The sequence below is a fragment of the Nonomuraea marmarensis genome, assembly GCF_043197025.1.
Classification (GTDB): domain Bacteria; phylum Actinomycetota; class Actinomycetes; order Streptosporangiales; family Streptosporangiaceae; genus Nonomuraea; species Nonomuraea marmarensis.
In genome coordinates this window covers 187,202-197,337 of record NZ_JBICRM010000018.1, presented here as the reverse complement: position 1 = coordinate 197,337, position 10,136 = coordinate 187,202, and the positions used below count along the sequence as shown (strand labels likewise).

The window sequence follows — 10,136 nt, the reverse complement described above, 5'->3', positions numbered from 1 at the left end:
GGCGCCCCTACCCGCCGCCGCTGCCCTCCAGAGTGTGGATCAACAAGCCACCCACGACCCTCCAGACCGAGACCTCACCACAAACCACACAAGTGGCCTGATGTCTCATTCGGTTTGACAGGTTCCGGCTCGGTTCAACGCGGCCAAGGCCAGGTCCCGGGAGCCCGTGCGTACCGGCCTGTTGTTTACCGGTTCTCTGCACCAAGCAAGCCGACACGTCATGATCAGAGAACAAGTCGCAGGCACATGGGCTGTCGAGGCTCACGTGTTGGTCGGCACTCGGGGTCTCTGGCGAACGTCCGCTCCTGCCGATGAGCGGATGTTCTCGAAGCTGGTTCGGCGTGATGGCGTCGTGCGGGGTTATCCGGTGCCGAGCGCGCGGGAGAGCAGGGTGCGCCGATTGCGGGTTCCGGTCTTGCTGAAGATCGACTTCAAGTGATCCTGCACGGTGTTCGCGCTCAGGAACATGCTGGTGGCAACGGCGCGGGTGTCGGCCCCTGTCGTCAAGTGCATCAGGAGCTCTGTCTCGCGCGTGGTCAGCCCGAAGGCCCGGGCGAACACAGCCGTCCGTTCGCCGGGCGAAGCCTCCTCGATCGTGACGGCGATCTGTGCATCGGAGCGGCCGGCAGGGCCGAGACGTGCAGCGCGGAGCGTAAGCCACCGTCCCGCGGCAAGATGCACCCGAGCACAGGGTGGCCGCAGGTCGATCCCCTCCTCGACCGCCACGAGTTGTGCTGCGACGTTGTAGGCGCTGGCTGGGACGGGTTCCATGCCCGCGCCCGGTGGCAGCAGCCGCATCAGGTAGTCGTGTGTCTGTGGGGTTTGCTCGAGCACCTGCATGTCTGGAGCGAGCAGCAGGACAACCGGACCAGGGCCTCGAGCGCCACCGGTGGCAGTGAACGTGCGTGCCTGGCACCGGCGCAGGTCCTGCGTCAGCCGCTCCGCGATGCCATCGAGGAATGTCAGCTCGGGGCTGGTGAAAACGCCGCCGATGCGCCACAGGTCGAGGAAGCCCCAACAGCCGTACCGGTCTCGGAAGACCGTTGAGGCGATGTCGGAAACACCGTGAGCACGCAACAGCTCGCGCCACACCAGACTGTCCGCGGGCCTGACGAGTCGAGCCGTGGCGGCCAGACTCGTCCACCGGTTCGCCTCGGTCAGGTACTTGAGGCGGATCAACTGCGGCAGCGCCGGCATGAGCGGCGGTGGTATCGAGGCGAGCGGTTCCGTTCCGACGGACGTCTCCGGATCCGTCAGGGGCCAGACGTACGCGTCAAACGGCACGACACGGCCCATCTCGATCAAGGCTTGCGACCGTAGCGTTCGCGAGTCGGTCGCTACCCGGCTGATCCGCCGCACCCGCTCCACGGCCGCTGCATACACCATAAAGCCCCCAGACATCTGGGATAGGCGGCGCGCCCGGCCACCGTTTAGCGTCAGTGTCATGCCGACCCTACGCATTGAACACCCGATCGTGGACTTCGCACTGTGGCGACAAGCGTTCGACACCTTCGCAGAGGCCCGTAGCCAGTCGGGAGTGTTGCGCCACCGCATCATGCGCCCCGTCGACGACGACCACTACGTCACGATCGACCTGGACTTCCTGACCACAGACGCCGCTCAAACCTTCCTGCAATTTCTGCAAACCACCGTGTGGTCCAACCCGCAGAACGCGCCGGCGCTCGCCGGTACCCCGAACACCAGGATCTTCCAACCGGTCGACGACGACCGTTGAGCCAACGCACTCATCTGCCGCGATCCGCGCGCTCGTGCCGAGGATGTCCGACGGGCCCGCTGGGTGGTGACGAGCTCGCAGGGGCGATCAGCCCGGTGCTTGTGGTCGACCGCGTCGCGGATCGCCTGCACTCCTTGTGACCTTGCCATTCGGACACTGCCACGCTCGTCGGACGCCTGCCGAGATTGTCCGGGCCGCGGACGGACCTGAATGGGCCCGGGGTGCTCTACCGGATCAGGCAGAACGGGTGGCCGGCCGGCTCGGTGAAGACCCTGAAGCGGTCGCCGCCGGCGTTCAGGCGGGACGCGCCCAGCTCCAGTGCCCGGGCCTCGCCGGTGTCGAGGTCGTCGACAAGGAGGCCGAGCTGGGCCTGCTGCGGGTGCGCCGGGTCCGGCCTGGCGAACAGCACGTCCGCGTGTGTGACGGGAACGCCTGGGCCGGATCGGCCGGCGGGCAGATGAGCGCGCTCACCACGCCCCTGCCCCGGCTGCTCACGTCCGGCGCGGGTACGGAAGGCCATGGACGGAGCGGCTGCAGGCAGGTTCGCGGCACCAGAGCTGAGTGACGGCCGTGTGAGAGAGCGGTGAACTCTTTCCGCGCGTCCTGTCGGTCCGACGATCACGCCAGCACAATGACGCCGTGATCTCATTTTCCCTGACACGTCTGCGTGCCCTGTTGATCGGCTGCCTGATGACCGCTGGGCTGCTGTTGTCCCCCAGCGTCGCCATGGCCTCCACCACGACGCAGCCGGGGGATGCACCGTCGCAGGACGCACACCCGCCCTACTCACTGCTCCAGATGAACCTCTGTGCCAGCGGTTACGCCGGCTGCTACGCCCGGACCCAATACCCGAAGATCATTGACGAGGTCGTGGAACGCATCCAGGCCAACGACGTCAACGCGGTCACCCTCAACGAAGCGTGCAGCGGCGACGTGGCCGAGATCGCCGAGCGCACCGGCTACCACTACCGGTTCGCCACGGTCATCTACAACGGCGCCCCGCTGGCCTGCAAGACGCCGGGCGGGCGAGGCGAGTTCGGCAACGCCGTGCTGACCATGGAGGCCATCAAGGCTTCCGAGGACGCGCCGTACTCCGTGTTCAGCGGGGTGGAGCAGCGGCGCTGGCTCTGCGTGACGACCGCCCGCGGCGTGGACGTGTGCACCAGCCACCTGTCCACCGACGGTGAGGCTCCCGGCACCACCAACTCGATTCAGTGCGCCGAGCTCGCCCAGGTGCTCGCCTCCCGCGGCCGCCGGACCATCTTCGCGGGGGACGTCAACCGCCGCTCGTCGTGCGCTCCGAAGGACCAGTGGACGCTGACCGACGCGGCCGCCACTCAGGCTCCCGGCATCCAGCACGCCTACGGCAATCTCACGGCTCCGACGCTGGAAGTCGAGCGGACCACCTACACCGACCACGACGCGCTCGTGATCCGCGCCGGACTGCCGAAGTGACCTGAACGTCCGTGGGCCGGCGCGCTCAATCGCAGGGCACGCCGGCCAGGGCGCGAGCCACTTGCGTGATGGCCGCGGCGTCGCTGGTCAGGGACTTGTCGGCGATGACCAGAGGGTTGCCGAAATAGCTCTTGGAATGCCGTATCTGCTTGGCCAACCGGGGCGGGGCCATGCGCAGTCTCTTTCTGGATCGGAACGAGGCACATTCGCTGGCCGGTATGCGTGCGAGAGTAGGGTCTGACCGACTCTGGCGCACGCCGAGCCCGGTGCGCTGCTCAGCGGCCCCATGCGGTGTCGCCAGGATGCCCCCATTATCCCCGACGGCCACAGGCACGCCCCCGGTCGAGGCCTGCCGACGAGCAGTGGGGCCGCTTGACCTTGCACCTCACTCTCGGCCCGACCGCGGATCGAAAGAACCCATGCGGGGGACTGTCCTGATGGGGGACCGGCCCCCCGCATGATGTCGGTTATCCGCAGGCTCGGTGTTGATCAGGGATCGTGTTCACGCGGCGGGAACGTGGTCGAGCACTCGGCAGACCTCGACTCGGTCCGGTGCCATGATCAGGGCTGGATCCTCATCCGGTGGCAGCGGTGTGGTGTAGACGGCCCGGGAGTCGGCTTCCAGGGTTTCCAGCGAGGCGGCCGTGGCAACCATGCGGACGGACCTGGCGTTCGGCTGCCAGAGGAGGAGCCCGCGAATGAACCCCTCGGCCGTCGCGCTTGCCGGCTTCAACCGCTTCTCGTGGTCACGCATACCGGCCTCGAAGTGGGCGGCACTCACGGGCCCTTCGAAGACGGCGATGGACGCTGCGTGGGCTGCTTGCTCCGCGGCTGGGCCGTACCAGTCGTCGAGTACCTCGTAGATCTCGTCAGCACGGGGGACGGCCGCGCGAGCGCGCTCCTCGGTGTCCCAGAGCATGATCGTGAACTGCCTGCCGTCCCCGATGTGCTGGAGCAGGTAACGCTCCGCGGGTGCGGGAGGGGGGTTGTCGTGAAATGTGGCGTACATGTGGGTCACCTCCATGTAGTGGGAATGCGATCCTCGCCGGGTAAGGGGGTGCCGCACGTCGGTACTGGTACGGAGGTCAGGTACGTATCCCGGCCCGCAGTGCCCAGGCGGTGAGCTGGGTGCGGTTGGCCAGCCCCAGCTTGCCGAGGACGTGGCTGACGTGGGTTTCGACGGTGCGCTCCGACACGACGAGCCGCTCGGCGATCTCCCGGTTGGCCAGGCCTGTCGCGACCAGTCCGGTGATCTCGTGCTCCCGTCTGGTGAGCGTCACGGGACCGCCACGCACACCGGCGAGCTCGTCGGCCAGCTGAGCCGCCGCCCTTGCCGCCGGTGCCATCCCCAGGCGACGGGCGGTGAGCGCCGCCTGCTCGGCGAGGTCCAGCGCGCGAGCACGGTCACCGGAGGCGCCCCGGGACATCAGCGCCTGTGCGTGCGCGAGCTGGGCCAGCGCCCGGTGCGGCAGCGCGGCGATGCGTCGCTCCATCGTCGCAGCGGTGGAGAAATGGCGGTCGGCGTCGTCAAGGCGGTCCGTCGCGGCGGCGAGGGTGCCGAGAGTGCGAGCGACTGCTCCATTGCAGCCGGCGGCCTGATTGTCGTAGTACCCGCCGTACGGAAGGAGCAGCCGGTAACACAGCGCGGCAGTGTCCCGATCGCCGAATGCGGCCGCCAGCTCACCGGTGGAGGTGACGATCATCGTCCAGCGCTGGTTGACCGGAAGCCCGTCGATGCTCGCCCGCAGGCCCTCGAACAGCACAGCTGCGTGGTCCCGGTCTCCGCCGTCCAGGTGCAGCATGGCACTGACCGACATCAGGACTGGTATGCGCTCGGCAAGGGCGACGTAGGACTCCGGAAGCGAGGCCAGGACTTCGCGGATGTCGCCCGGCCGCCCGGTCCGGCGCCACAGCAGGCTGTGAAAGACGAAGAACGCGCCCTGCGCCGACAGGTCCTGCGTGCGGTCGGCGATCTTTCGGAAGGACTCGGCGAGCCGTTCGGCTTCGTCGAACCGGCCGGCAAGCAGGGCCAGCGACGCGTGCCCCCTGAGCAGATGCCATCGGGCTAGTGGCCAGCCAACGCGGTCGGCCAGCCCTTCGAGTTCGACCAGCTCGCTGCTCACGGTCTGGATCGCGCCGAGCTGGAAGGCGGCGTCGATCCGCCAGGTATGTCCCCACAGCGCGGCGATCGGCCGATCTTGCGTCCCGGCGATCTCGCGAAGACGGTTGCCCAGAGACAACCGCTCCTCGACGCTGTCTGGGCCGCCGACCACCTGGTGCCGGGCGTGGACGGCATCGATGATCGCGTCCGTCTCGCCGCTGCGCTCGGCCATCTCCAGCGCTCGCCTGCTGACCGGGTCGGCGTCGGCGATGTCGTTGATCGTCATCGTGAGCGCGTGTTGGGCGAGCACCCGCGCGTGCCTTGCGCTGTCCTCCTCGCCGAGCCGATCGCGTGCCCGAACACACAACTGTGCAACCGTCGTCGCATGCGGCCCGCCGATACCCTGCACCACGATCGCGGCATCGGCGAGCAGATCGGGCCGGTCCAGCCACTCGGCGAGGTCAGCAGCGCCTGCGCACCAGTCCAGCGCTTCGGCCACCTGACCACCACGGTACGCGGCGTCGGCCAGCGCGAGCAGCGTCTGGCAGCGCTCAGTGTCATCCTCGATCAGACCGAGGGCCTGGCCATGCCAGTAGGCGACGTCATCGAAGGCAAGCAGGTCGCCCGCCTCCTGCGCCGCGTGGCCACACGCGGCGATCGCGGCACGCCGGCTCGGCTGATCCACTGCCACGCGCAGCCAGTGCCTGGCGCTGTCCACCGCCCGCCCCTTGCCGCCCGAGGTGGCCAGCGCCTCGGCCAGCCGCCGGTGCCACGCGAGCCGCTCGGCCCTCGGGATGTCCTCGTAATACGCCGCCCGAACCAGCGCGTGCGACCACCGCAGCCGATCCGGAGCCGCCACATCTTCGACCAGCACGCCCGCCGCCACCGCCTCGGCCAGCGGCTCCGGCTCGGCCTCCAGCACCCGGACGTTCACCTCCTCGCCGTACACCGCGCAGCCCGCGAGCAGCCGTCGGCACGATTCGCTCAGCCCATCGAGCCGGTGGCTCACCAGACGCCGTAGCTGCACCGGTACCGGCAACTCCACGGCGGGCGCGGCCAGCAGTCGCTCGGTGATGAGCACCTGTGCGAGTTCTCGCACGAACAGGGCGTTGCCTCCGCTGTATCGGTGCACCCTCGCCGGCCACGACGGATGAACCTCTCCGGCTCCCACCCAGGACAGATACTCAGCTACCTCCTCCACCCCGAGCGGCCTGAGCCGGAGCAGCTGTACCCCACCCAGCCCGCCCACGTCCGTGAGCAGCGGTGGCACGCCCTCATCGCGGAAGGTACCCACCAGCAACAACCGCGAGCCCGGCAGCTCGCCGGCCAGGTAACGCAGCAACTGGAGGGAAGCCTCGTCAGCCCACTGCAGGTCTTCCAGGACGACCAGGAGCCCCCGCTCGGTGGCGGCCACGACAAGCGCCCGAGCAGTACGGTCGATCATCTCGAACCGCGCGGCCGCCGCTAGGGCAAAAGCCGCAGGCCTGCCGACGGCGAGCAACTCCTGGCCGAGCCCGTGCGCGGCGCCGGCAGGCGCACCCAACAGGCGTATCCACGGCCAGAACGCCGGCATACCCTCGTCGAGCACCGCCCGGCCTACCAGCACCGGCACGCCGTCGGCCCCGAAATCACCGATCAGACGCTCTACGAGCGCGGACTTGCCGATGCCCGCCTCGCCGACGACAAGCACAACACCGCCCCGCCCCTCGGCGGCGTCAGACCGCCGCCTGCCGAGCTCGGCCAACTCCCGGCGGCGACCGACGAACACACCGTCCACGCCCACAATCTCCTGCCCACCCTGGGATGTTCAGCTAAGCATGAGCCAGTTCGATGCCATCATCCAGCCACAGCCTCCGCAGCACGTAAACGTTCGCGCAGCCAGCTCCACCAGCCTGCGATACAACCGCCCCGAGGGCCGGGGCGAGACGTGGGAACAGATCAAACCCGCAGACGGCGCAGGACTTGGTTCCAACGATGTGGCCGTCTCGGCCATCCCGAGGAGATCGCCGCAGCGGCGTATCTGGCCAGTCCTCTCGCGGACCACGTAAGCGGCACGCACACGAGTGCCGTTGCGGCGCGCCCGGTATCCACCGGATCCGGTCTGGGAGGAGCAGGCCAGGTTCGATGGGCGGTTCGTCCATCCACACCCTCTGGTCGGCAAGGACTACGACCAGACCGCGTAACAGGTCTCCGTCGAGGCGGATCGTCCACGGTTCGATCGTGTCGATCCGCAGGTGGGTGCCGCTTCACGGATCGCGGCTGAGTATCGCCCTAACGGCCTCCTCGGACTCCGCCTCCATGGCGAGCACGACGCACATGTCGTCGAGCGGACCGCCCAACACGATGAGCCCTTCGTCGACCAGCATGTCCATGTACGACGCATGCGTGAGCTATTCGGTCTGTTCTTCCATCGGCCGGGCATCAGCCCATTGCGGGCCGGTATGCGACAGATGAGCGAGGAACATGGCATCGTCCTACTACCGTGGCCTGTTTCGGTGTCCGCCGGTCAGAGCGGCGGTTCGTCTGGTGGCGCAACTCGCGGCAGAAAAGTGCGTCCACAAGCCGACCGTCTCACCAACGATCCGTCGTCGGAACGGTGGAGGCCGGCCCTCTGACGCCCTGACGGGGCACCATGCCGGGTCTGCGCGGCAGGATGGGCGGGTGCTCATCGTGCGCGCGACCAAGAAACTGCTCGACCGCATCGGCCCGCCCAGCCTGAGTGAGGGCGAGCAGTCCACCACTTTGTTGGGCCAGTGGTACGCCACCGCCGTGTTCTGGAAGCCCCAGGTTGCGCTGTTCGTCAACGAACCGACACTGCTACCCGTGCTGATGCCCCTGGCCCCCGCAGCGACCCTGCTGGCCAGGTTCCCGCAGAAGGTCGCCACGGTGCTTGCTGCGCATGGAACCCCAGAGGCGATCATCGGCGAGGAACTGCAGCAGATGCGCGACTGCCGCCTGGCCAAGACCGCCAACCGCAGCGTTGTCGGCATCATGAACGAGTTCACCTACCTCGCCGAGACCTACCGCGGTGACACCCCGGCGCCGGATCTGCTCGGCCTCGCGATGCACCTGGCGACCACACCCTGCGGACCCCTCTACAACAAACACATCAGTCCCGACCGCGAACTGGACGCGCTGCTTCGCTCCATCACACCTCCAGCAAGCTGACCCCGCCGACGACGGCACACCACCACGCAGATCACGGCAGGACCGGACACGGTATTCCGTCCTGTCCGCGGCACGAGAGCGCACCGGCGGCTGGATCATGGGAGTCTGGGGCATGGACTCGGCAACGCTGCACGTGGCGGCGCGTCGGTATCTGATAGAGCGCTACGACGAGTTGGCTCGCAGGTACGCCGCGCTGCCCAACCAGGGGCGGGCCGTAGACGGGTACCACTACCGTCCCGAAGCCTGGCGCATCTTCCCTCGGTACAACGTGGTCGCGGCGATCTTGGAGCAGGTGGAGCGGCTCGATCCAGACCGGCTACCCGAGCTCTCCGGCCTCGTCGACGTCCTGGTCGAGGCGGCCGACACGGCCCAGTCGCCGTTCACCCAGCCGGCGTCCAACAAGGCGGAGGCCAAGGCGATGGCCGAGGAACGCCGGCTGTTCCGGTCGACCCTGCAAGGATGGGTGACGTGGGGCGACCTTCGGGTGAAACCGCTGGCGTACCGGCGCGTGTTGACGCCGGCCGAGTCGACCGAACGGCAGGAACACCTGCAGCAGCGATGGGGGCTGGTGGGCAGGTCGTGGCACCCGATGCTCGCCGACCCAACCCCGCCGGACACGCTCGTGCTGACGGAGGCATCGATGTGGGACGAGCAGGGACTCGCCCAGGTGCGCGCCACGCTGCGCGAGATGAGCGGCGGCCGCGTGACAGAGCTACGCGAGTACGGCGCGGACTACCTCGTTGATGTGGAGATGTTCGCACCCCAGTACACCGGCGCCGAGGGCGTGTGGAGCGATGACACGCTCACCTGGATCGCGTTCGCCTCCCACGAGGGAACTGTCGCCTTCGGTGGCCATCTCGCCGCCGCCCTCGAAGCGACGTGGGCCGACCTCGACCAATGGCGCTGGTCACCCTGATTGAGGCAGCGCACGGCGGTAATTGAAGATGTCGCCCGGCGCGACTGCGCCAGCTGGCGATCGATTGACTGACTATGGCCACCCAACTACTCGGTGCGATGGACCGGCGGTTACTTGGCGCGGTACTGGTCGTGTTGGGCGAAGAACTCTGTCCACTCATCCTCGGTCAGCGTCCGGCCGTTGTCCCGGATTGCCGCGAGCTCACGAAAGTACTTCTCCCGTGGCGCACCCGGAGCAAACAAGATCAGCATCGAGGAGGGTTCGTCGCTGAGGGCGCGGAATCCGTGGACGCCACCCATCGGTACGTACAGGAAGTCACCCGCTCGAGCCGGCACCCAGCGGTTGCCGTCGTAGAAGTCGACCGTGCCGGACGTGACAAAGAACGACTCGGAGAACGTCTTGTGGAAGTGTGCATCGGCACCAGCCGTGCGTGGCTGCATGTTCCACTCGAACAGACCGAACTGCCCCCTGGTCGCGGCGCCCGGCGCCACGAACCGCACATGCGTGCCGGACGTGCGGAAGGTAAGGCTCTCCGCGTCATCGTGGGCACGGAACTCGGCACTTACTTCCCCGGTATCGTGCAAGTAGGTCACCGGATCAACTCTAGACAGGCTGCCCCGCCCGGGCTACCCGCCAGTCGCCCTGGCGGCGGCGCGTGGCCAGGCCGCTCCATCCGCGGCATGAGAGTGCGCCGCGGGCGAAACGCGCTAAAGATTCCCGTCGCCATCTCTTCAGCCAGGTAGCGGAAAGAAGTCACTGGC

11 protein-coding genes are annotated in these 10,136 nt (G+C 68.0%); 4 read left to right on the top strand and 7 right to left on the bottom strand.

Features of this window, described 5'->3' with window-relative positions:
- Positions 1-360: 360 nt before the first annotated feature.
- The gene (locus ACFLIM_RS28085; RefSeq protein ID WP_393170462.1) at positions 361-1,296 is read right to left on the bottom strand and encodes a helix-turn-helix transcriptional regulator; all 936 of its coding nucleotides are present in this window, start codon (positions 1,294-1,296) and stop codon (positions 361-363) included.
- 148 nt (positions 1,297-1,444) lie between these two features.
- Between ACFLIM_RS28085 and ACFLIM_RS28080 the strand changes: the two genes are divergently transcribed.
- Entirely contained in the window at positions 1,445-1,735 is a 291-nt protein-coding gene (locus tag ACFLIM_RS28080; RefSeq protein ID WP_393170455.1) for a hypothetical protein, read from the top strand.
- Positions 1,736-1,961: 226 nt separating this feature from the next.
- Here the strand turns inward: ACFLIM_RS28080 and ACFLIM_RS28075 are convergent, their stop codons facing one another.
- On the bottom strand, positions 1,962-2,255 hold the full coding sequence (locus ACFLIM_RS28075) for a VOC family protein (RefSeq protein WP_393170453.1): 294 nt from the start codon (positions 2,253-2,255) through the stop codon (positions 1,962-1,964).
- Positions 2,256-2,374: 119 nt separating this feature from the next.
- Between ACFLIM_RS28075 and ACFLIM_RS28070 the strand changes: the two genes are divergently transcribed.
- Positions 2,375-3,190 carry an endonuclease/exonuclease/phosphatase family protein gene (locus tag ACFLIM_RS28070; RefSeq protein WP_393170451.1) on the top strand — a complete coding sequence of 272 codons (816 nt, stop codon included), beginning with the start codon at positions 2,375-2,377 and terminating at the stop codon, positions 3,188-3,190.
- Positions 3,191-3,215: 25 nt separating this feature from the next.
- Here ACFLIM_RS28070 and ACFLIM_RS28065 read toward each other — a convergent pair whose 3' ends face one another.
- From ACFLIM_RS28065 to ACFLIM_RS28050, 4 genes are all read right to left on the bottom strand, one after another.
- Positions 3,216-3,362, bottom strand: coding sequence for a hypothetical protein (locus ACFLIM_RS28065; RefSeq protein ID WP_393170449.1), 147 nt, complete (start codon positions 3,360-3,362; stop codon positions 3,216-3,218).
- 330 nt (positions 3,363-3,692) lie between these two features.
- Complete coding sequence (locus tag ACFLIM_RS28060) at positions 3,693-4,199, bottom strand: hypothetical protein (RefSeq protein ID WP_393170447.1); 507 nt, start codon at positions 4,197-4,199, stop codon at positions 3,693-3,695.
- A 76-nt stretch (positions 4,200-4,275) separates the two neighbouring features.
- On the bottom strand, positions 4,276-7,068 hold the full coding sequence (locus tag ACFLIM_RS28055) for a helix-turn-helix transcriptional regulator (protein ID WP_393170445.1): 2,793 nt from the start codon (positions 7,066-7,068) through the stop codon (positions 4,276-4,278).
- 469 nt (positions 7,069-7,537) lie between these two features.
- Positions 7,538-7,663: a hypothetical protein gene (locus tag ACFLIM_RS28050; RefSeq protein WP_393170443.1), complete on the bottom strand. Its 126-nt coding sequence runs from the start codon at positions 7,661-7,663 to the stop codon at positions 7,538-7,540.
- Positions 7,664-7,952: 289 nt separating this feature from the next.
- On the opposite strand from ACFLIM_RS28050, the gene ACFLIM_RS28045 reads away from it, so the two are divergent.
- A complete protein-coding gene (locus tag ACFLIM_RS28045) occupies positions 7,953-8,459 on the top strand; it encodes a DUF6933 domain-containing protein (RefSeq protein ID WP_393170441.1) in 507 nt (168 codons plus the stop codon).
- Positions 8,460-8,571: 112 nt separating this feature from the next.
- Positions 8,572-9,375, top strand: a complete 804-nt coding sequence (locus tag ACFLIM_RS28040) for a hypothetical protein (RefSeq protein WP_393170439.1) — start codon at positions 8,572-8,574, stop codon at positions 9,373-9,375.
- A 110-nt stretch (positions 9,376-9,485) separates the two neighbouring features.
- Here ACFLIM_RS28040 and ACFLIM_RS28035 read toward each other — a convergent pair whose 3' ends face one another.
- Entirely contained in the window at positions 9,486-9,968 is a 483-nt protein-coding gene (locus ACFLIM_RS28035) for a cupin domain-containing protein (RefSeq protein ID WP_393170437.1), read from the bottom strand.
- Between the last annotated feature and the right edge of the window lie 168 nt (positions 9,969-10,136).

What these genes read in the sequence shown, in the direction of transcription:
- ACFLIM_RS28085 (WP_393170462.1), bottom strand. Translation starts at nt 1,296, where the DNA reads ATGGGCCGTGTCGTGCCGTTTGACGCGTACGTCTGGCCCCTGACGGAT.
- ACFLIM_RS28075 (WP_393170453.1), bottom strand. Translation starts at nt 2,255, where the DNA reads ATGGCCTTCCGTACCCGCGCCGGACGTGAGCAGCCGGGGCAGGGGCGT.
- ACFLIM_RS28060 (WP_393170447.1), bottom strand. Translation starts at nt 4,199, where the DNA reads ATGTACGCCACATTTCACGACAACCCCCCTCCCGCACCCGCGGAGCGT.
- ACFLIM_RS28080 (WP_393170455.1), top strand. Translation starts at nt 1,445, where the DNA reads ATGCCGACCCTACGCATTGAACACCCGATCGTGGACTTCGCACTGTGG.
- ACFLIM_RS28050 (WP_393170443.1), bottom strand. Translation starts at nt 7,663, where the DNA reads ATGGACATGCTGGTCGACGAAGGGCTCATCGTGTTGGGCGGTCCGCTC.
- ACFLIM_RS28065 (WP_393170449.1), bottom strand. Translation starts at nt 3,362, where the DNA reads ATGGCCCCGCCCCGGTTGGCCAAGCAGATACGGCATTCCAAGAGCTAT.
- ACFLIM_RS28040 (WP_393170439.1), top strand. Translation starts at nt 8,572, where the DNA reads ATGGACTCGGCAACGCTGCACGTGGCGGCGCGTCGGTATCTGATAGAG.